Origin of the sequence: Pseudochelatococcus sp. (assembly GCF_050946405.1) — a bacterium.
GTDB lineage: Bacteria > Pseudomonadota > Alphaproteobacteria > Rhizobiales > Beijerinckiaceae > Pseudochelatococcus.
Genome location: NZ_JBMNUS010000004.1, coordinates 200,804 through 222,290 on the forward strand (window position 1 = coordinate 200,804; position 21,487 = coordinate 222,290).

A 21,487-nucleotide genomic window follows, 5' to 3' on the forward strand; every position below is an offset into this window, starting at 1 on the left:
GGTCCGCGGTCCCGCTTCGCGGCCTCCGCGGACGGTCGTCGGTTCAGCCGAAGGTTCAACGTTGCGAGAGTTCGGTCGCGGGCTTCTTCAGCTCGCTCTTCTCCGCCATCGGGACCTGCTCCGGCGCGACCGCCGCGCCCGGCCGGACGTGCTGCACGCCGTTGACGATGATGCGCTCGCCGGGCCTCAGCCCGTCATTGACCACGCGCAGCCCGTCATGGAACGGGCCGAGCGAGACCTCGCGCCAGGCGGCCTTGCTGTCGTCGCCGACGACGAAGACGAATTTCTTGTTCTGGTCGGTGCCCACCGCGCGCTCGTTGATGACAAGCTGCGGCTCGGCCCGCGCCCGCCCGAGCTGCACCCGCACGAACTGGCCGGGCATCAGCCGCCCGTCGGGATTGTCGAGCAGCGCACGCACCCGCACCGTGCCGCTGGCGCCGTCGATGCCGTTGTCGACGAAATGCAGGCGGCCGCCGAACTGCCCCGCCTCGGCCGTCGCCGTCACGATCCGCACCGGAATTTGCTCCAGCGCATGCGAGCCGGCCGGCAGCGAGGCGAGCGCGTCGAGCACGCTGCGCTCGTCGGCGTTGAAGGCCGCGTAGATCGGATCGACCGACAACAGGCTGGTCAGCACCTGATTGCCGGCGGCGATCAGATTGCCGACCGTGACGTCCAGCCGGCCGATACGGCCGCTGATCGGCGCGCGGATCTGCGTGTAATCGACGTTGAGCTGCGCCGTGCGGCGAGCGGCCTCCGCCGCGCGCAGATTGGCCTCGGCCTCGCGCAGGGCGTTGACGCGGGTATCGAGATCGCGTTGCGACAGATTGCGGGTGGCGATGAGTTGCCGGCCGCGCTCGTGCTCTTTCTCGACAAGCGCGACACGCGCCTGCACGGCAAGCACCTGCGCCTGGGCGCGTTCAAGCTCGGCCAGATAGGGCGCGGGGTCGATGCTGACGAGCAGATCGCCCTGCTTCACCAGATTGCCCTCGCGGAAATGCACCGCCTCGACGACGCCCGAAACGCGCGAGCGCAACTCGACACGCTCGATCGCCTCCAGCCGGCCGGAAAACGCGGCCCACGGCACAACCTCCCGCGCTTCGACCGTGGCGACGGAAACCGGCACGGCGGGAGCGGGAGCGGGAGCGGCGACGGTATCGCCCTGCGCGCGCATGTCGGAAAGGGTGAAGGCGACGATGGCGGCCAGCGCGACCGAGACAGCGAGGCCGGCCAACAGGCCACGACGGTTCGTTCCCTGAATCATAGGGTTGATCCTTCTTCGACAGGAATGCGGAATAAATGGAAGGAAAGCGTGTCAGGAAGGCGCGGTGCGCCCGTAGAAGGCGGCGATTTCGCCGCAGGTTTGACAGAGACAGGAACCCTTCTGCGGCGCATCCGCATAAGCCTGCGGCCAATGCGTCGGCGCGGCGATTTCGACATGGCGCACGGTGACACCGGCGGCGCCGAGCCGGGCGGCATATTGCGCCGCCTCGTCGCGCATCGGGTCGTCCTGCGCGCTGATCAGCAGCGCCGGCGGCAGGCCGGCGAGGCGCGCCGCCTGAAGCGGCGCGGCATAGGGATGCGCGGCGCGCTCGGGCGTGCCGAGATAATCCGCCCATCCGTCAGCCCAGCAGCAGCCGACCGGGCCGGCCTGTGCGCCGCGCAGGGAAGCGGTGGCGAGACAGGCGTCGAGCATCGGCGACAGCAGGATCTGGCCGGCAAGCGCCGGGCCGCCGCGGTCCCGCGCCATCATGGCGAGCGCGGCGGCGAGATTGCCGCCGGCCTCCTCGCCGGCGACGTAGAGCGGCGCGCCGCGCGCCACCCGGCGGCTCCGCCCCTTCGCCAGCGCCTCGAGCGCGCCATAGACGAGTTCGAGCGTCTCGGGAAAACGCCGGGCCGGCGCGAGCGGATAGGCGAGCGAGAACACGACCGCGCCGGCCTCGGTCAGAGCCGCCGCGACGGCCTGCCCTTCCGCCGGCGAGCCGCTGTTGAAGTGGCCGCCATGCAGATGCAGCACGAGGCCGGCCTTCTCCGGCACCCTGGCCGGAACGTAGAGACGCCCCGAAAAGGCCTCCCCACGGACGTTCAGGCTTTCTTCCCGCCAAAAGACGGAAAGAACCGGCTGAAGCTCCTGCGCGACGGTCACTGGCATGGCCCATCCTCGGTATTGCGATGCAGCACAAATTAGTGAATCGACGTTTTGGAATAAATAGGATATTCGCTCATTCATTGTTCACCAGGAGAAACAATCGGAGCAAGATGGACCAGTTGGCGGCGATGCGAGCCTTCGTGAGGGTGGTCGAGGCGGGAACGTTCACCCGCGCGGCCGAGATTCTCGACATGCCGAAGCCGACCGTCACCAAGCTGATCCAGCAGCTCGAAGGGCATTTGCGCACCCGGCTGCTGAACCGCACCACGCGGCGCGTGACGGTGACGATGGACGGCGCGGCCTATTACGAGCGGGCGCTGCGTCTCCTGTCGGAACTGGACGAACTCGACGCCAGCCTGACGCTGGCGCAGGCGCGGCCAGGCGGTCGGCTCAGGGTCGATTGCAGTTCGGCGCTGGCGATATCCGTCATCATCCCGGCGCTGCACGCATTCAACGCGCGCTACCCCGACATCCAGCTCGATCTCGGCCTGAACGATCGTCCGGCCGACCTGCTCGGCGAGAATCTCGATTGCGCGGTGCGGGCCGGCGAGATCACCGACCAGAGCCTGATCGCCCGCCGGATCGGCCAGATGCAGGTCATCACCTGCGCCACGCCCGATTACCTCGCCCGCTTCGGCACGCCGCGCCATCCGCGCGACATCGAGGACGGCCATCGCATCGTCGCCTATCGGCCGGCGCTCGGCGGCCGGATTCTGCCGATGGTCTACCAGAACCACAGCGAGACGATCGAGATCACCGGGCGCTACACCATTGCCGTCAACGACGGCATGGGCTATCTCGCCGCCGGCCTCGCCAGCCACGGCATCATGCAACTGCCGACCTTCATGGCGCGCGAGCCGATCGCCGACGGACGCCTCGTCCCGCTCCTGCTGGACTGGTGCACGGCCCCGAAGCCGCTGCACATCATCTATCCGCCCAACCGGCACCTCAGCAACAAGGTGCGCGTTTTCGTCGATTGGCTGGCGGAACTCCTGCCGAAGATGAGTTCGGTCGCGCCCGAAACGCCGGATCGCCGATCCGAACCTTTTCAATGAAACAATCCCGCGACCGAAACAACGGCAACGCCCGTGCACGAGCGGCAGGGCCGCCGTCGCAAGGACGGCGGCCCGCTCGCAAAGAGGCGCTTCCGGTGTCCGGCCCGGAGCCGGGCGTCACCCGAGTGTGGGCATGACGAACTCGCTGCCGGCGCGGATGCCGGTCGGCCAGCGGGTGGTGATGGTCTTCAGGCGCGTGTAGAAACGCACGCCCTCAGGCCCGTGCATGTGGTGATCGCCGAACAGCGACGCCTTCCAGCCGCCGAAGGAGTGGAACGCCATCGGCACCGGGATCGGCACGTTGATGCCCACCATGCCGACCTTGATGGCGTGGGCGAACTCGCGCGCCGCATCGCCGTCGCGGGTGAAGATGGCCGTGCCGTTGCCGAACTCGTGCTCGTTGATCCACTTCGCGGCCGTGGCGTAGCTGTCCGCGCGCGCCACCGCGAGCACCGGACCGAAGATCTCTTCCTTGTAGATCTTCATGTCCGTGGTGACATTATCGAACAGCGTGCCGCCGATGAAGTAGCCGTTCTCGTAACCTTGCAGCGCGAGCCCGCGCCCGTCGACGACGAGCTTCGCCCCTTCCGCCTCGCCGGCGTCGATGTAGCCGCGCACCTTGTCGAGATGCTGCCGCGTGACGAGCGGCCCCATCTCGGCCTGCGGATCGGTGCCGGGACCGATCTTGAGCGCGCGCACGCGCGGCTCCAGCCTTTCGATCAGCGCATCCGCCGTCTTCTCGCCCACCGGCACCGCGACCGAGATCGCCATGCAGCGCTCGCCGGCCGAGCCGTAGGCCGCGCCCATCAGCGCATCGACCGCCTGGTCGAGATCGGCGTCGGGCATGACGATCATGTGGTTCTTCGCGCCGCCGAGCGCCTGCGCGCGCTTGCCGGTCTTCGCCGCCACTTCGTAGATGTAGCGCGCGATCGGCGTGGAGCCGACGAAGCTGACGGCCTGCACGTCGGGATCGTGAAGGAGCGCGTCGACCGCTTCCTTGTCGCCCTGCACCACGTTGAACACGCCGTCCGGCAGGCCCGCCTCCTTCAGCCATTGCGCCAGCAGCAGGGAGGCGGAAGGATCGCGCTCGGAGGGCTTCAGGATGAAGGCGTTGCCGCAGGCCAGCGCCACCGGGAACATCCACATCGGCACCATGGCGGGGAAGTTGAACGGCGTGATACCGGCCACGACCCCGAGCGGCTGGCGCACGGAATGGCTGTCGACGCGCGTGCCGACGTTCTCGGTGATCTCGCCCTTGAGGAGCTGCGGAATGCCGGTCGCGAATTCCACGACCTCAAGGCCGCGCTGGATCTCGCCCTTGGCATCGGACAACACCTTGCCGTGCTCGGCGGTGATGACGGCGGCGAGATCGTCGATGCGTTCCTCGATGATGCGCAGGAAGCGGTTGAGGATGCGCGCCCGGCGCAGCGGCGTGGTGTTGGCCCAGTCCGCCGCCGCCGCCAGCGCGGTCTCGACCGCGTGGCGCACTTCGGCGGCGGAGGCGAGCGCCACGCGCCCGGTTTCCTCGCCGGTGGCCGGGTTGAAGGAAGGCGCGGTGCGGCCGCTCGTGCCGGCGACCTCGCGTCCGCCGATGAAATGATTGATGTTCCCCGTCATGACGATGACCTCCTCGTAATCCCTGTCCTGTCGCTTGCGGGCGGATGAATGCCGGGCGGCATTGACGAACCCGATACCGTCATCCAATATCGCGTTTCGCACATCAATCCCGTTTTTCCATCAATCGATGTGCGGGATTTATAGTCTGGATGGACCGGCATATGGATTGGGATCATCTGCGCATCTTCCTCGCGGTGGCGCGGCATGGGCAATTGCTTGCCGCCGCCCGGCGTCTCGGGCTCAATCACGCGACGGTCGCGCGCCGTCTCGACGCGCTGGAGGGCGCGCTCGGCACGCCGCTCTTCGAGCGCCGGGCGTCGGGCTGCGTCCCGACGCAGGCGGGCGAGCGCCTGCTTCCCGTGGCGGAGCGGATCGAGTTCGAGTTGCTCGGCGTGGCGGAAAGCTTCCGCGAGGAGGACGCCGATGTTTCGGGAACCGTGCGGATCGGCGCGCCGGACGGGCTCGGGAATTACTTCCTCGCCTCCGAGTTGGGCGAGTTGACGCGCCGCCATCCCGATCTCGTGGTGGAACTCGTTCCCCTGCCCCGCACCTTCTCGCTGTCGCGGCGCGAGGCGGATCTGGCCATCGTTCTGGACCGCCCCGCCGAAGGCCGGCTGGTCATATCGCGTCTGATCGACTACACGCTCAGCGTCTACGCCGCGCACGGCTATCTCGAACGCGCCGGCACGCCCGCCTCCATCGAGGCGTTGAGCGACCATACGGTCGTCACCGGCGTGGAGGATCTCGCCTATGCGTCGGCGCTCGACTATTCCGCCACGCTGGAAAGACAGGCACGGAGCAAATTCCGTTGCGCCAGCGTCATGGGGCAGATCGAGGCGGTGAGGTCCGGCACCGGCATCGGCGTCCTGCACGACTTCGCGGCGGGCGGCATCGATGGCCTGACGCGCATTCTGCCCGAGATCGGCTTCCGCCGCAGCTACCATCTGCTCTCCCATCCCGACACGCACAACATCAGGAGAATCGCGGCGCTGCGGGATTTCGTCGTGCGCCGGTTCCGCGAGGAGCGCCGACGCTTCGTGCCTTATCACTGAACGGCGCGGATGGGAGACGCGATCCCGTCCGCCGCGATCGGGATTTCAGGCCCCTTTCGAGCGCTTCTTCTGGCGATAGACGTCCGCGATAACCGCCGTCACGATGATGCAGCCCTTGACGATCTCCTGATAGTAGGCGTCGATGCGCAAGAAAGTGAATCCCGACGTCATGAGCCCCAGGATCAGCGTGCCGATCACCGTGCCCGTGATGCGCCCCGCGCCGCCGGCGAGCGAGGTGCCGCCGATCACCGCCGCCGCGATGGCGTCGAGTTCGTACATCATGCCCATGCCCGCCTGCGCCGTCTGGGCGCGCGCCGCCGTGACGATGCCCGCCAGACCGGCGAGCAGGCCGGCAATGGCGTAAACCTTCACGAGATGGGTGCGGACATTGATGCCCGAAACGCGCGCGGCCTGCGGGTTGGCGCCGATCGCGTAGGTGAACTTGCCGTATCTCGTATAGCGCAGGCAGACATGGAATATCACCGCCACGGTAAGAAAGATGACGACAGGCCAGATGCCCGAGCCGATGGCGGCGAACTCCGGCGTGGGGAAGGAAATCGGCTGGCCCTTGGTATACCATTTGGCGAAGCCGCGCGCCGTCACCATCATGCCGAGCGTGGCGATGAACGGCGGAATTCCCGTGTAGGCGATCAGCGCGCCGTTGACGAGGCCGGCCAGCAATCCGCAGGTCAGCCCGATCATGATGGGCACGATCGCCGGCAGGTCGGTGAGGCCCGGAAACACCGCGCGATCGGTGGCGATCTGGGCGAAGCTCATCGACACCATCGCGGACATGGCGACCACGGAGCCGGACGACAGGTCGATGCCACCGGTGATGATGACCTGCGTCACCCCCACGGCGATAATGCCGATCACGCTCACCTGAAGGATCATGATGGTCAGGCGCTGCGGATTCATCAGGAAGCTCTGTCCTTGCAGAACCCAGCCGAGCACCTCGAAGATCAGGGCGACGCCGAGCAGCACGGACAGAATGTTCAGCTCGGGCGGCAGCCGCCTTCGGGAACGGTCCGCAGCCACCACGGCGGTGTCGATCTGTTGTATGGACATTCCTGTTTCACTCCCCGATATTGCTTGATTATTTGGCCGCCAGTTCCATGATCCTGACCTGATCGGCCTCGCTGCGGTCGACGATCCCCGTTGCATGGCCCTCGTGCATCACCATGATGCGGTCCGACATGCCGAGCACTTCCGGCAGTTCCGAGCTGATCATGATGATGGCGACGCCTTGGCATGCGAGCTGGCTGACCAGGCGATGAATTTCGGCCTTCGCCCCGACATCGATGCCCCGCGTGGGCTCGTCGAGGATCAGAATGGACGGCTTGATCAGCAACCAGCGCGCGATCAGCGCCTTCTGCTGGTTGCCGCCCGACAGGTTCTCGATGCGCTCGTGCAGGCCGGGGGTCTTGATCCGCAACCGGCCTTTCATATCCTCGCACCGCTTGTTGACGGCCGTCTGATCGACGAACCCGCCGCGCACATGCGCGTTGTGCAGGGCTGCGATCTGCATGTTCTCCAGAACGCTGAGCATGAGGAAACAGCCGGTTTCCTTGCGGTCCTCGGTGAGAAAGGCCATGCCGTTGCGCATGGCGTCGCGCGGGCTGCGGATGGCCGTTTCCCGGCCCCGGATGCGGATGGCGCCGGAGGTCGCCGGCGTCACGCCGAAGAGCGCCTCCGCCACCTTGGAGCGGCCGGAGCCGACAAGGCCCGCGATGCCGAGGATTTCCCCGGCGCGCAGGTCGAAACTGATGTCGCGGAACACGCCGTCGAGCGTCAGCCCTTCCACGGAGAGCACCACATCGCCTGTTTCGGCGGTCTCCTTGGGAAACATGTCCGTGATCTCGCGCCCGACCATCATCCTGATGATGTCGTCGCGCGTGACGTCGGCGCTGTCGTGCGTCGCCACATAGGTGCCGTCGCGAAACACCGAGAACTCGTCGGCGATCTCGAACAGCTCGTTCATCTTGTGCGTGATGTAGACGATGCCCTTGCCCTGCGCGCGCAGCTTGCGGATGATGTCGAACAGGTGCTCGACCTCGGTTTCCGTCAGCGCGCTGGTGGGCTCGTCCATGATGAGCACGTCGCTCTGGTAGCTCACGGCCTTGGCGATCTCGACCATCTGCCGGGCGGCGACCGACAGCTTCCGCACCTCCACATCGGGATCGATGTCGATATGCAGATCCTCGAACAGTTCGCGCGTCATGCGGCTCATGCGGCGATGATCGATCAATCCGAAACGGTTTTTGGGCTCCCGGCGGATCCAGATGTTTTCCGCCACCGTCATGAACTGCATCAGGTTGAGTTCCTGATGAATCATGGCAATGCCATGCTCCAGCGCGCCAAGGGGCGAGTCCAGCGTGACTTCCTCCCCGCGCAGGTAGATGCGGCCGCGGTCCGGCGTGTAAATCCCGGCGATGATCTTCATCAGGGTCGATTTGCCCGCGCCGTTCTCGCCCATCAGCGCGTGGACCGTGCCGCGCCTGAGCCTGAACCGCACATCGTCAAGCGCCACGACGCCGGGAAATTCCTTCCTGATGCCCTCGACGACCAGCAGATCGTCTCCCCTGCCCTGCGTATAGGCCTCGACCGCCTCCAAAGTCTTGTTCGAGATCATGGCTCGCGCTTCCTTCCTCGGCTGCGCGCCGCGGACGGAGGCCGTCGCAAACTTTCCGCCATTTGCCGGAAAAGATGTCGCCAGCCTCGTCCGCAACGCGTGAATGCAATCGGATGCGTTCCGTCATCAGTTGCGAGCGAGGTAACTCTCCAGGTTTTCCTTCGTCACAAGCTCGAACGGAACGAAGTTCTTCCGCTCGACGCTCTCGCCGCCGGCGATCTTCAGCACCGCATCGATCGCGCCGACGCCTTGCTGCCGGGCGTTCTGGAAAACCGTCAGATCGAGTTCGCCGCTTTGGACGGCCAGCAGCGCGTCGCGCGTTGCATCCACGCCGGCAACCACCACGTCGTCCAGCGAGACGCGGGCGGCCTTGAGCGCCTGGATCGCGCCGAGCGCCATCTCGTCGTTGTTGGCGATCACGGCGTCAGGCTTCAGGCCGGATGTGATCCAGTTGGTCATGATGTCCATGCCGGGGGTGCGCATCCAGTTGCCGGTCTCCTCGGCGAGAACGGAGATCCCCTTGCATTCGTCCGTGGCCAGCACGTCATGAACCGCCTTGGTGCGGCCGCGCTGGCCGGTGGTGCCAAGCTGCCCCATCAGGATGACCGCCTCGCCCTTGCCGCCGAGCCGGCGGCAGACCTCCTGCGCCTGAAGCGTGCCGGCCTGTATCTCGTCCGACCCGACCCATGCCTGGTTGGCCGGGAGGTTGTCGACTCCCGTCGGCGCCATGTTGACGAAGACCAGAGGCACGCCCGCACGCGCCGCCGCCGCCGAGATCGCGGGGCCGGAATCCGCATCCACGAGCATCACGACGATGCCGTCGACACCTGACGCGAGAAAGTTCTCGATCTGGCTCTGCTGGCGCGAGATGTCTCCCTGCGCATCTTCGGCCTGCACCCTGACGCCGTCGAGCGTTTTCGCGTAGTCCTGCATGTTGAGACGCAACACGGTCAGAAAGTTATCGTCGAACAACGACATGCTGATGCCGATGTTCCTGGCGTGAGCGATGCCGGTCGACAGCGCGGCGATCGCGACACCCATCAAAAGCTTCTTCATTGTCAGTATCCTCCCGGTTCATAAGCCGTCGTTATCGTATTGTTGCAACGGCTGCTTCTTGCGGAACGGGAGCAGGGGCTGCGCCTGCCGGCTCCCGGATGCCGAAACCGAGCCCCGTAAGGCCGGTATGCGGAGACTACCCGAAAATCGCCTCTTTCTGCAATAATTATTGCATAATTTTATTTCATGCAATTTTCATTCTTGCAGCCGATACGATTTCGGTCGGTCAGAAGATGGCCGGTTCGCCCGTCGCGGGTCCGAACCCGGTTTCCAGAAAATCGAAGTCGCATCCCTTGTCCGCCTGCTGGATGTGACGGGCGAACATGTAGCCGTAGCCCCGGCCGAAACGCGGCGACGGCGGCGTCAGCGCCTCGCGGCGGCTGGCCAGTTCCGCGTCTCCGATCTCCAGATGAATGCGGCGGCGCGGCACGTCGACGGTGATGAGATCGCCCGTCCGCACCAGCGCCAGCGTGCCGCCGACATATGCCTCCGGCGACACATGCAGGATGCAGGCGCCGTAGCTCGTGCCGCTCATGCGCGCGTCGGACAGGCGCAGCATGTCCCGCACGCCCTGGCGCACCAGCTTGCGGGGAATGGGCAGCATGCCCCATTCCGGCATGCCGGGGCCGCCCTGCGGGCCGGCGTTGCGCAGCACCAGCACGTGGTCTGCCGTCACATCGAGGTCGTCTCTGTCGATGACGGCCTTCATCGACGGATAATCGTCGAACACGAGCGCCGGGCCGGTGTGTTGCAGGAAACGTTGCGCGCAGGCGCTCGGCTTGATGACGCAGCCGTTCTCGGCCAGATTTCCCCTGAGCACCGCGAGCGCGCCCTCGGCATAGATCGGCCGTTCCAGCGGGCGGATCACGTCGTCGTCGGTGAACTTCGGCACCGGCGATGGTCTCGCCCAGCGTCCGGCCGCTTACGGTCGTTTCCCCGAGGAAGAGATGCGGCGCGATCCGCTTCATCAATGCCGGCAGACCGCCGGCATAGTAGAAATCCTCCATCAGATAGGTGTCGCCGCTGGGCCTGATGTTGGCGATCACCGGCACCTTGCGGCTCATGGCGTCGAAGTCGTCGAGCGAGATGTCGTGTCCCGCCCGCCGCGCCATGGCGATGACGGGCTTGCCGGCCCAATCCTCAGGCGCATAGCCCATCTGCATGACGCGGGAGCGATGGCCGAAACCGCGCAGATCGTCGGATGCGAACCGCCGGGCGCTGCGCAGCGAAACCGGCGGGAGAGAAACGGGAGGCTTTTCCTCGCTCATCTCGCCATCCCCGTTATGAAACAGCCTGCCAGGAGCGGCTGGCGGAGGAACGGATTGCGGTGTCGATGACTTTCTGGATCTCCCATGCCTCGCGGAAATCCGGCCCGATGGCTTCTCCGCTCCCCTGCGCCTGCCCGGCGATGGCCTGAAGGAACGCCGCCACCTCGATCACCTTGAGGTCGTTGAAACCGAGCTGATGGCCGGGCGCCACACAGAAGCGGCCATAAGGCGCATGCTGCGGTCCGGCCTCGATGCGGACGAATCCGGCATGGCGCGGATCGTCGCCGACCCGGTAGAATTGCAACTCGTTCAGCCGCTCCTGCGTGAAGACGAGCGACCCCTTGCTGCCGGCCACTTCGAAAGCAAGATGCATCTTGCGCCCCGTCGCGACCCAATTGGCCTCGACATGACCGCCGCAGCCGCGTGCGAAACGCAACGTGAGGCGGGCAATGTCGTCGACCTCCACATTCCGGCGTTCCGCCGCCCCCGGCGCGATGGGGCGGCTGGCGATGGCGGTCTCCAGATCGGCGTTCACGTGCGTGATCCCGCCGAGCAGGAACCGCGCCATGGCGATGATATGGCTGCCGAGATCGGCGATGACGCCGCCCCCGCCGGCCGGATCGAGCCGCCAGGTCCACGGCGCTTGCGGATCGGCCATGTAATCCTCGGCGTGGATACCGCGAAACGAGGTGATCTCGCCCAGTTCCCCGGCCGCGATCATGTCCCGCGCCAGCCTGATGAGGGGATTTTGCAGATAGTTAAAGCCGGCCTGCGTGACGACGCCCGCCGCGGCCGCGGCATCCGCCATGGCGCGCGCCGCCGTTGCATCGGGCGCGAGCGGCTTTTCGCAATGGATGTGCTTGCCCGCCGCGGCCGCCGCCAGCGCGATTTCCCTGTGCAGGACGTTGGGCGCGGTGATGGAGACGATCGCGACCGCCGGATCGGCGACGAGATCGCGCCAGTCCGTCGTGGCGCGCCGGAAGCCGAACTGCGCCTTCGCCGCCTCCGCCGCCGCCTCGTTGACATCCGCGACGACTTGCAGCACCGGCATGGCGCTTTCGGGAAAATACGAGGCCACCGACCGATAGGCGAAGGCGTGCGCCTTGCCCATGAATCCCGTGCCGATGATGCCGACACCGATTTCCGAACGCATGATCTTTTCTCCCCTGGAGCATTTCGGCGTTTCGTTGAAACGCAGAAATGCTCTATCTTATTGACTTGACGCGTTTTCTTCACGCAAAGCGGTATCCGCTTTGCTTGAAAACGCTTTAGACAGCCACGGTCTTGCCCGCGAGCAGCGACTCCAGCGCCTTGTCGGCCAGCAGCAACGCCTGTCGCCCGTCATGGGGCGTCACGGGGAGCGGCGCGTTTTCCGCGATGGCGTCGATAAAGGCGTCCATTTCCGCCCGGTAGGCATCGGCGTAGCGTTCAAGGAAGAAGTTCAGCAACGGCTGCCGCACGTCGGTGGCATCGCGCGTCCAGCGCCGCACGGTGGTCGGCCGCAGGTTCTCGTTGAACACCGCGCCCGTCGATCCGAATATCTCCAGCCGCTGATCGTAGCCGTAAACCGCCTCGCGGCAGTTGTTGATGTGGCACTGGCGGCCCGATGCGGTACGCAATTGCACCATCACCGTATCGTAGTCGTCCACGGCGCTCATCAGTTCGGGATCGACAAGCCTGCCGCCGATCGCCGAAACCTCCACCGGCTCCTCGCCCAGCAGCCAGCGCGCCATGTCGAGGTCGTGGATGGTCATGTCGCGAAAGATGCCGCCGGACGAGCGCAGATACCCTTCCGGCGGCAGGCCGGGATCGCGGCTTGTGATGACGACCTGCCGCACCTCGCCGATGTCGCCTGCATCGATGGCCCGGCGCAACTCCCTGACGCTGGGATCGAAACGCCGGTTGAAGGCCAGCATCACGCGGCCGTTGAGCCGGGCGATTTCCGCCACCGCGGCATCCACGCGGGCCAGCGCGAGATCGATCGGCTTTTCGCACAACACGGCCTTGCCGTGACGCACCGCGTGCAGCAGCAGATCGACATGCGTATCGGTGGGCGTGCCGATCACGACCGCGTCAACGTCTTCGCGCTCGATGGTCTTCACGGGATCGAGCGCGGCTTCGCTCGACAACTGCGCGGCGAGGTCGGCGGCCGCCGTTCCGAACGGATCGGCGACGGCGACGAGCGTCGCGGCCGGGTTTTCAGCGACATTTCTGGCATGGATCCGGCCGATGCGGCCGGCGCCAAGAACGGCGATACGCACCATTTTGCATCTCTCCCCGAAAAATAGTTTTATCGTTGCAGGCGGATCAGGCCGCTTCAGGCGTGTTCGGCTTCCCGCGGTCCGAACGCGATGGCGTTGCGGTTGACGACCAGCGAGGGGCTCAGGCTGCCTTCGAAGAAGCTGACGATGTTGTCCGCCGCCGAGAAGGCCATCCGCTCGGCGCATTCCACCGTCAGGCCGGCCGAATGGGGGCTGAGCACCACGCGGTCCGAGGCGAGCAGCGGGTTATCGCTGTCGGGCGGCTCGGCGGAAAAGACGTCGAGGCCCGCGCCCCGGACATGGCCGGAGGCCAACGCCTCGGCGAGCGCCGCCTCGTCGACCAGCCCGCCCCTGCCGGTGTTGATGACGACTGCGCCCGGCTTCAGCAGCGCCAGTTCCCGCGCGCCGAACAGCGGCCCGCCGGAAAAGGGCACGTGCAGCGTCACCACGTCCGCATCGTGCAGGGCGGCGTCGAGATCCGACAAGGGGCGGAAGCCGTCCCCTTCCATGCGCGCGGCGTCGACGAAGGGATCGTGGACATGCACGCGCAGGCCGAAAGCGGCGCACAGCCGGGCAACCGCGCGGCCGATCCGCCCGTAACCGACGACGAGAACCGTCTTGCCGAACAGTTCCGTCGCCTCGAAGCCGTTGCGGAACGCCCAGCGCCCCGCCCTTGTCGCCGCGTCATATGCAATGGTGCGATGCGCCACGGCCAGCATCAGCATCAGCGTATGTTCGGCGACCGACACGGAATTCACGTCGCCGACGATGGCGAGCGCGATACCGCGCGCATTGAGCGCCGCCACGTCGACGGAATCGTAGCCGACGCCGTGCCGCGAGACGATCTTCAACTCCGGCGCCCCGGCGATGACGCTTTCCGGCAGCGGCTGGGTGCGGAGGAGAAGGGCATCCGCCGCGCCGACGTGGGGCGCGAAAGCCTCGGTCGAGACCTCGTCGACGACCTGAAACGTGAATCCCGGCGCCCGGCGCAGCCGCTCGATGCCCGCTTCATGGATGCGGCCCGCAACGAGAACATGAGGCATGTCAATATCCTCCTTGAATCTGCCGGGGAGACGCGTCCGCTTCCCGCCCCGCTTGCGCGCGCCCTTCCACGCTCCGGCGGAAGGTGGCGAGACTCGCCTCGGCCGCACCCGCGAGCAGCCGGACATCGTTGGAAATGGTGACGAGATCGAACCCCCAGCCCACCGCCCCGGCGGCATATTCGGCGGAGCCGTTATGCAGGCCGGCGCGGATGCCGGCGGCGTGGGCCTTGTCGAGAATGTGCCGGATGGCCTCCACGATCTCGGGTTCTTCCCGGTCGAAGCCGGTGCGGTAGGTGCGGCCCGTCAGCCCCAGCGTGAGGTCGGCCGGCCCGATGTAGACGCCGTCGAGGCCCGGCGTCGCGACGATCGCGTCGAGATTGGCGACCGCCTCCTGCGTCTCGATCATCGCGAAGCAGACGATCTCCCGGTCGGCATGCTGGCCGTAGTCGCTGCCCGCCGCGAACATCGCCCGCGTCGGGCCGAAGGAGCGCACGCCCAGCGGCGGATAACGCACGTAGGACACCAGCCGGGCCGCTTCCTCCGGCGTGTTGATCATGGGGCAGATGACGCCGTGCGCCCCGGCGTCCAGCACCTTCATGATATCGCCCGGATCGAGCCAGGGCACGCGCGCCATCAGCGCCGCGCTGCTGCCGCGCATCGCCTGGAACATCGCGCCGGCCGCCTCGACACCCACGAAGCCGTGTTGCAGGTCGATCGTGACGGCGTCATACCCCTGGCCCGCCATGATTTCCGCCACGAAGGGCGATGCGATGGACAACCAGCCGTTGGCGACCGCCTCACCGGCCGCCCATCTTTCCCGTATCGGATTCTTGAACATGAACGCGCCCCTCAGAAAGCGACCTGCGACAGCTTGACGTTCAGGAAATCGTGGATTCCCTCGCTGCCGCCTTCCCGTCCCATGCCGCTCAGCTTGATGCCGCCGAACGGCGCCTCGGCCGCCGCCAGCGCGAAGCTGTTGACGCCGACCATGCCGGACTCGATACTGGCCACCGCTTCTCGCGCCCGCGCCGCGCTCTGCGTGAAGACATAGGCCGCGAGGCCGAAATCGCCCGCGTTCGCCCGCTCGTAGACCTCATCCGGCCGGCTGAAAGGCGTGATCGCGGCGATCGGGCCGAAGTTTTCCTCGGCAAGCGCCTGCGCGTCGTCCGGCACATCCTTCAGCACCGTGGGTTCGAAGAAGTAGCCGCCGCCGTTCTGCGGCCGCTTGCCGCCGGCGAGCAGCCGCGCGCCGCGTTTCTGCGCGTCCGCCACCACCCCCTCGATCGCCTCCAGGCGGCGCAGATTGATGATCGGCCCCATCTGGGACGTTTCTTCAAGGCCGTGGCCGAGCTTCAACGCGGCCACGCGGCGCGCGAACTCCTCCGCGAAGCGGTCGTAGAGCGACTCGTGGATGTAGAAGCGGTCGGGACTGACGCAGACCTGCCCCGCGTTGGCATATTTCGTCGGCACCACGAGATCGAGCAGCTTGTCGAAATCGGCGTCGTCGAACACGACGAGCGGCGCGTTGCCGCCGAGTTCCATGCTGACGCGCTTCACCGTCGCCGCCGAGTCGCGGATCATCCGCTGGCCGACGGCGGTGGAGCCGGTGAGCGTGATCTTGCGCACCACGGGCGAGGCGACGAGCGGTTCGTAGGTGGCGGAGACCGACCCCGCGACGAGGCTGACGACGCCTGCGGGAAGGCCGGCCTCACGCACGCAATCGACGATGATCATGGCGCTGCCGGGCGTTTCGCTGGACGGGCGCACGATCACGCTGCAACCCGCCGCCAGCGCCGGCGCGACCTTGCGCGCGACGAGGACGGCCGGGAAATTCCACGCCGTGAAAGCGGCCACGACGCCCACGGGCTCGTGCAGCACCTCGATGCGCCCGCCCGGCGCGCGACTTTCCACGATGCGGCCGTAGATGCGGCGGGCTTCCTCGGCGTACCAGCGGAACTGGTCCGTCGACAGGCCCCATTCGCGCCGCGACTGGGCCAGCGGCTTGCCCGTCTCCAGCGTGATGATGCGCGCCGCCTCCTCCGCGCGGGCGACCATCCGGTCGGCGATCGCATGCAGCGCATCCGCCCGCGTCCAGCCCGGAGTCGCGCGCCAGGTCTTCAGCGCGGCCTGCGCGAGATCGATGGCCTCCTCGACCTCCGCGACGCCGGCGGAAGGGACGGAACCGATAACGGATGCCGTCGCCGGATCTTCCACCTCGATCACGCCTCCGCCGCCCCGGGAGCGCCAGCCGCCGCCGATGAAAAGCCCGAAACTCTCATACATGTCTGCTTCCTCCCCCATGGGATTGATCCGTAGCAGGACCGGCAATGTTGCAACTTTTGTTGCGTTTCTTTGTTGTGTGGCTAGATTCAATGCGGGCTCGTCGCGAGACGCATCGGAATCACACTCGGGAAACAATGAAATCCTTGACGATTTTCCACCCTCGGCGGGCCTGTGTCCGCGCGCCGTCCGCCATGGCCGCCAGACGCAGGGGGGATCGGCGGAATGATCCGCAACAAAAATTGTTGCTTAATTAATTTAGCAATTATTTTTCCTTGTCAAGCCGTTTCCTGCAATAATCGATGCGGCGCGCGGCAACCGACCGTGCGTCACGAGAGACATCCGGAGAGCATGCATGTCCCGAAAGAAACTGAGCGTCACATGGCCGGTGCCCGACAATTACGAGGGCGTCGTCAATCTGATCACGAAGGAATATCCGCGGCTGTCCGCCGGTTTTCAGCAAATCGCCCGCTTCCTGACACAAAATCCCAACAGCGTCGCGCTCGAATCGATCAATGCGCTGGCGAGCAAATGCGGCACCCATTCGTCGAGCCTCGTCCGTTTCGCGCAGCATTTCGGCTTTTCGGGTTTCAAGCACATGCAGACGGTGTTCCAGACCCGCATCGCCACGGCCGCCCCCGGTTTCCAGGAGCGCATCCGGGCGCTGGAGGAGGAGTTGTCGCGCTATTCCGGCACGGAGAGCGTCGGCCATCTTCATGCGCTGGTCGTGCGGGACATCGCGGCCTTGCAGGACCTGCTGGAAACCGTGAGCGCGGATGACCTGCAACGGGCTTCGGTGCTTCTGGCGGAGGCGGATACCGTCTACATCGCCGGACAACTGCGATCCGAACCGATCGCCTCGCTCATGCGCTATCTTCTCACGATGCTGCACCGGCGTGTGGTGTTGCTCGATCCCTCCGGCGGGCTCGCGGCCGAGATGGCGGCGACGATGACGCAGCGGGACGTGCTCGTCGCCATCGCCTTCAGGCACTACGCCAAGGAGGTCGTGACCATCGCCGATTCGGCCGTCGCGCGCGACATCCCGCTGATCGCGCTCACCGACAGCCAGCTCTCGCCGCTCGCCAAGGATGCCGAGGTGTTGTTTACGATCGCGGAAGACGAATATACTTTTTCCCGCTCGCTGGCGGCGCCGATGTGCCTCATTCAGTCCATCGCGACGGCGACGGCCATCAGGCTCCATCCGAACACGGATCAGACGCCGCGCATTCCCACCGTCACCGAGACCATGATGCGCAAGAAAGTGAATTAATCCATATTTTCCAAATGATTACAAAATTTTTGCCCCTTTTTGCAATTTTTGTTGCAGAAACATAATATCAGCAATATAAATTTCATAACACAGGCACCGACAAGGATGCCGACAGTCGAGAATGCCGACAGTCCTGGGAGGGACCATTTCATGTCAACGGTTCGCCTCACCGTGGCGCAAGCCCTGGTGCGTTATCTCTGTGCGCAGCAAACTTTTGTCGACGGAGAGAAGGTTCCGCTGTTTCCCGGCGTCTTCGCCATATTCGGCCACGGCAACGTCACCTGCCTGTCGGAGGCGCTGGAGGCGGTGCAGGACAGGCTGCCCACCTGGCGGGCGCAAAACGAGCAGGCGATGGCGCTGGCCGCGATCGGTTTCGCCAAGGCGAAGCGCCGGCGGCAGATCATGGTCGCGACGGCCTCCATCGGCCCGGGCGCGCTCAACATGGTGACGGCGGCGGGCCTCGCCCACGCCAACCGCCTGCCGGTGCTGCTGCTTGCCGGCGACACGTTCGTCAACCGCCGTCCCGACCCGGTGATGCAGCAGGTCGAGCATTTCGGCAATCCCACGATCAACGTCAACGACGCCTTCAAGGCCGTGAGCCGCTACTGGGACCGCATCACCCATCCCGAGCAGATCATTTCCTCGCTGCCGCAGGCGGTGGCGGCGATGCTCGACCCCGCCGATTGCGGCCCCGCCTTCATCGCCCTGCCGCAGGACGTGCAGGAAATCGCCTGGGACTATCCGCAAGCCTTCTTCGAGGAGACGATCCACGCCATTCCCCGCCCCCGGCCGGACCGGGAGCGCCTCGCCGAAGCCGTTGCGCTGCTGCAATCGGCGCGGCGCCCCCTGATCATCTCGGGCGGCGGCGTGCGCTATTCGGGCGCGGAGCGGGCGCTGGCGGATTTCGCGCACAAGCGCGGCATTCCGCTGTCCGAAACCATCGCCGGCAAGGGCGCCGTCGTCCACGATGATCCCGTCCATGTCGGCCCCATCGGCATCCTGGGCTCGACATCCGCCAACGCGCTGGCGGCGGAGGCCGATGTCGTGATCGCGGTGGGCACGCGGCTGATGGATTTCGTCACCGGATCGTGGTCCGTCTTCGCGCCGGAAGCGCGCTTCCTGTCGATCAACGCGGCGCGCTGGGACGCGACCAAGCACCGGGCGCTCGCTGTCGTCGGCGATGCGCTGGAGACTGTCTCCGAACTCGACGCCGCCCTCGGCGACTGGACGGCGGAGGCCGGCTGGACGCGGAAGGGCCGCGCGGAATTCGCCCGCTGGAACGAGGCGCTCGACACCTACCAGCGACCGAACAACGAGCCGGTGCCGACCTATGCGCAGGTCGTCGGCGTGGTCAACGCCCATGCGGGCGAGCGCGATCTCCTGATCACGGCGGCGGGCGGCCTGCCGGGTGAAGTCGTGAAGAACTGGCGTGTGAAGACGCCCAACACCTTCGACTGCGAGTTCGGCTTCTCCTGCATGGGCTACGAGATTGCCGCAGGCTGGGGCGCGGCCATGGCCGACGCCACCCGCACGCCCATCGTCATGATCGGCGACGGCACGTACATGATGATGAACTCCGAAATCTATTCGTCGGTGCTGGCCGGACACAAGTTCATTCTCATCGTCTGCGACAACGGCGGCTATGCCGTCATCAACCGCCTCCAGAACGCCAAGGGGGGCGCGTCGTTCAACAATCTGATCAAGGATTGCCGCGTAAGGGACCAGTTCCCCGTCGACTTCGCGGCGCACGCGCGCTCCATGGGGGCGCTGACGCGCCATGTCGAGAGCCTCGCGGAACTCGGCGAGGCCGTCGCATGGGCGAAGACCACGGACCGCACGACCGTGCTCACCATCGTCTCCGACGCCTTTACCTGGACGCCGGGAGATGCCTGGTGGGATGTCGGCGTGCCGCAGGTCAGCGAACGCGAGAGCGTCCGCGAAGCCTCGCGGCAGCAACTCGATGCGCGCAGGAAGCAGCGCGTCGGCGTCTGACGCCCAACCCCTCGTTTTCCATCCTGCAACTGCTCCGGCCGCCGTCGCGCGGTGCCGGACAGAGGAGTCGCACGCATGAAAGCCAAGCTTGCCATTGCCCCGATCGCGTGGTCGAACGACGACCTCCCCGAACTCGGCGGCGATACTCCCCTTGAAACCTGCCTGCGGGAAAGCCGCGCGGCCGGATTTTCCGGCGTCGAGACCGGCGGCAAATTTCCCACGGCCATCGCGGACCTGCGCCGGGAGCTGACTTCCCACAACCTGCAACTCGCCTCGGGCTGGTATTCCGGCACGGTCCTCGACGCGCCCGACGATCTCGCGGCGGAAAAGGACAAGGTCGCCGGCCAGCTCGCCCTGTTCAGCGCGCTCGGCGCCGCATGCCTCGCCTATGGCGAGACGGCGGGCACGATCCAGAACAAGCGCAATGCGCCCCTGAACACCCGCCGCCGGCTGTCCGAGGATGAAATCCGCGTCTACGGCCACCGGCTCACCCGCTTCGCCGAGCATTGCGCCGAGGCGGGCGTGCCACTCGCCTTCCATCACCACATGGGCACGGCCATCGAATCCGAGCACGACATCGACCTGCTGTTGCGCCACACCGGCGAGGCGGTCGGCCTGCTCTATGATGCCGGGCACCTCGCGTTCGCGGGCGGCGATGTGCTGCGCGTGATCGAGAAGCACGGCAGCCGCATCGTTCACGTCCACGCCAAGGATATCCGCGCGCCGATCATCGACGGTCTCGACCGCGACCGCGATTCCTTCCTCGACGCCGTGCTCAAGGGGGCGTTCACCGTTCCGGGCGACGGCTCGCTCGATTTCGGCGCCATCGTCAAGCGCATCGCCGGTACCGGCTATGAGGGCTGGTTCGTGGTGGAGGCCGAGCAGGACCCCGCCAAGGCGCCACCCGCCGAATATGCCGTCAAGGGCTACGACGCCCTGTCGCGCGCACTCGTCGACGCCGGCTACACGATAGAAGGACATGCAGCATGAGCACGCTTGAAGGCAAGATCGCCGTCGTCACCGGCGGCACGCAGGGGCTTGGCGCGGCCATCGCTTCCCTCTTCGCCGCGCGGGGCGCGGCCGGCATCGTCATCTGCGGCCGCTCGCGCGACAAGGGCGAGGCGCAGGCGCAGGCCATCGCCGAGCGCAGCGGCGCGCGCGTGGTGTTTCAGCAGGCCGATCTCGGCAACGTCGAGGACTGCCGCAGCGTCATTCATCGCGCCGACAGCGAATTCGGCCGTGTCGACGCGCTCGTCAACGCGGCGGCGCTCACCGATCGGGGCACGATCCTCGATACCTCGCCGGAGCTGTTCGACGCCATGTTCGCCGTCAACGTGCGTGGACCGTTCTTCCTGATTCAGGAGACGCTCAAGCTGATGCGCCGGGAAAAGACGGAAGGCACCGTCGTCAACATCTGCTCCATGTCGGCGGAAGCCGGCCAGCCCTTCATCGCCGCCTATTGCAGCTCGAAGGGCGCGCTGGCGACGCTGACGCGCAACACGGCCTATGCGGTGCTGCGCAACCGTATCCGCGTCAACGCTCTCAACATCGGCTGGATGGCCTCCGATGGCGAAGACCGCATCCAGCGCGAATATCACGGGGCCGAAGAGAACTGGCTGGACGCGGCCGCCGCCGCGCAGCCCTTCGGCCGGCTGATCGACCCGAAGGAGGTGGCCCGCGCGGTCGCCTTCCTGTCCAGCGCGGAATCCGGCCTGATGACGGGTTCGGTGGTCAACTACGATCAATCGATCTGGGCGGCCTACGATTCCGCGCCCGCGCCCGCCGCACCGCTCTGAACGCACTTCACGGAAGCCA

The 21,487-nt window shown here is 66.4% G+C and carries 17 protein-coding genes and 1 pseudogene; 6 read left to right on the forward strand and 12 right to left on the reverse strand.

Features of this window, described 5'->3' with window-relative positions; genetic code table 11:
- Window positions 1-55: 55 nt before the first annotated feature.
- A complete protein-coding gene (locus ACOYJQ_RS08740; protein ID WP_433457712.1) occupies window positions 56-1,261 on the reverse strand; it encodes an efflux RND transporter periplasmic adaptor subunit in 1,206 nt (401 codons plus the stop codon).
- Window positions 1,262-1,312: 51 nt separating this feature from the next.
- Window positions 1,313-2,149, reverse strand: a complete 837-nt coding sequence (locus tag ACOYJQ_RS08745; RefSeq protein ID WP_433457713.1) for an alpha/beta hydrolase fold domain-containing protein — start codon at window positions 2,147-2,149, stop codon at window positions 1,313-1,315.
- A gap of 107 nt (window positions 2,150-2,256) precedes the next feature.
- On the opposite strand from ACOYJQ_RS08745, the gene ACOYJQ_RS08750 reads away from it, so the two are divergent.
- Window positions 2,257-3,201: a LysR substrate-binding domain-containing protein gene (locus ACOYJQ_RS08750; protein ID WP_433457714.1), complete on the forward strand. Its 945-nt coding sequence runs from the start codon at window positions 2,257-2,259 to the stop codon at window positions 3,199-3,201.
- A 117-nt stretch (window positions 3,202-3,318) separates the two neighbouring features.
- Here ACOYJQ_RS08750 and ACOYJQ_RS08755 read toward each other — a convergent pair whose 3' ends face one another.
- Window positions 3,319-4,818, reverse strand: a complete 1,500-nt coding sequence (locus ACOYJQ_RS08755; protein WP_433457715.1) for a CoA-acylating methylmalonate-semialdehyde dehydrogenase — start codon at window positions 4,816-4,818, stop codon at window positions 3,319-3,321.
- Window positions 4,819-4,979: 161 nt separating this feature from the next.
- Between ACOYJQ_RS08755 and ACOYJQ_RS08760 the strand changes: the two genes are divergently transcribed.
- Window positions 4,980-5,870 (forward strand): LysR family transcriptional regulator, encoded by an 891-nt coding sequence (locus ACOYJQ_RS08760; protein WP_433457858.1) that lies wholly within the window; start codon window positions 4,980-4,982, stop codon window positions 5,868-5,870.
- 45 nt (window positions 5,871-5,915) lie between these two features.
- On the opposite strand, the gene ACOYJQ_RS08765 is transcribed toward ACOYJQ_RS08760, so the two are convergent.
- The 9 genes and pseudogenes from ACOYJQ_RS08765 to ACOYJQ_RS08805 form a co-directional block, all read right to left on the reverse strand.
- Window positions 5,916-6,938 (reverse strand): ABC transporter permease, encoded by a 1,023-nt coding sequence (locus ACOYJQ_RS08765; RefSeq protein WP_433457717.1) that lies wholly within the window; start codon window positions 6,936-6,938, stop codon window positions 5,916-5,918.
- Between the two features lie 28 nt (window positions 6,939-6,966).
- Window positions 6,967-8,502 carry a sugar ABC transporter ATP-binding protein gene (locus ACOYJQ_RS08770; RefSeq protein WP_433457718.1) on the reverse strand — a complete coding sequence of 512 codons (1,536 nt, stop codon included), beginning with the start codon at window positions 8,500-8,502 and terminating at the stop codon, window positions 6,967-6,969.
- Between the two features lie 126 nt (window positions 8,503-8,628).
- Complete coding sequence (locus tag ACOYJQ_RS08775; protein WP_433457719.1) at window positions 8,629-9,558, reverse strand: sugar ABC transporter substrate-binding protein; 930 nt, start codon at window positions 9,556-9,558, stop codon at window positions 8,629-8,631.
- A gap of 226 nt (window positions 9,559-9,784) precedes the next feature.
- Window positions 9,785-10,679, reverse strand: a pseudogene (locus tag ACOYJQ_RS08780) (dihydroxy-acid dehydratase domain-containing protein); the annotation flags it as partial.
- 160 nt (window positions 10,680-10,839) lie between these two features.
- On the reverse strand, window positions 10,840-11,979 hold the full coding sequence (locus ACOYJQ_RS08785) for a Gfo/Idh/MocA family protein (protein ID WP_433457720.1): 1,140 nt from the start codon (window positions 11,977-11,979) through the stop codon (window positions 10,840-10,842).
- Window positions 11,980-12,094: 115 nt separating this feature from the next.
- Entirely contained in the window at window positions 12,095-13,090 is a 996-nt protein-coding gene (gene iolG, locus ACOYJQ_RS08790) for an inositol 2-dehydrogenase (RefSeq protein ID WP_433457721.1), read from the reverse strand.
- 53 nt (window positions 13,091-13,143) lie between these two features.
- On the reverse strand, window positions 13,144-14,130 hold the full coding sequence (locus ACOYJQ_RS08795) for a hydroxyacid dehydrogenase (protein WP_433457723.1): 987 nt from the start codon (window positions 14,128-14,130) through the stop codon (window positions 13,144-13,146).
- 1 nt (window position 14,131) lies between these two features.
- The gene (locus ACOYJQ_RS08800) at window positions 14,132-14,968 is read right to left on the reverse strand and encodes an HpcH/HpaI aldolase family protein (protein ID WP_433457724.1); all 837 of its coding nucleotides are present in this window, start codon (window positions 14,966-14,968) and stop codon (window positions 14,132-14,134) included.
- A gap of 11 nt (window positions 14,969-14,979) precedes the next feature.
- Window positions 14,980-16,413, reverse strand: a complete 1,434-nt coding sequence (locus tag ACOYJQ_RS08805; RefSeq protein ID WP_433457725.1) for an NAD-dependent succinate-semialdehyde dehydrogenase — start codon at window positions 16,411-16,413, stop codon at window positions 14,980-14,982.
- Window positions 16,414-16,765: 352 nt separating this feature from the next.
- On the opposite strand from ACOYJQ_RS08805, the gene ACOYJQ_RS08810 reads away from it, so the two are divergent.
- From ACOYJQ_RS08810 to ACOYJQ_RS08825, 4 genes are all read left to right on the forward strand, one after another.
- Complete coding sequence (locus tag ACOYJQ_RS08810) at window positions 16,766-17,680, forward strand: MurR/RpiR family transcriptional regulator (protein WP_433457727.1); 915 nt, start codon at window positions 16,766-16,768, stop codon at window positions 17,678-17,680.
- A gap of 150 nt (window positions 17,681-17,830) precedes the next feature.
- Window positions 17,831-19,672, forward strand: a complete 1,842-nt coding sequence (iolD, locus tag ACOYJQ_RS08815; RefSeq protein WP_433457728.1) for a 3D-(3,5/4)-trihydroxycyclohexane-1,2-dione acylhydrolase (decyclizing) — start codon at window positions 17,831-17,833, stop codon at window positions 19,670-19,672.
- Between the two features lie 75 nt (window positions 19,673-19,747).
- The gene (gene iolE / locus ACOYJQ_RS08820) at window positions 19,748-20,662 is read left to right on the forward strand and encodes a myo-inosose-2 dehydratase (RefSeq protein WP_433457729.1); all 915 of its coding nucleotides are present in this window, start codon (window positions 19,748-19,750) and stop codon (window positions 20,660-20,662) included.
- Window positions 20,659-21,468 carry an SDR family oxidoreductase gene (locus ACOYJQ_RS08825; RefSeq protein ID WP_433457730.1) on the forward strand — a complete coding sequence of 270 codons (810 nt, stop codon included), beginning with the start codon at window positions 20,659-20,661 and terminating at the stop codon, window positions 21,466-21,468. The genes iolE and ACOYJQ_RS08825 overlap by 4 nt, the downstream gene beginning before the upstream one ends.
- Window positions 21,469-21,487: the final 19 nt, after the last annotated feature.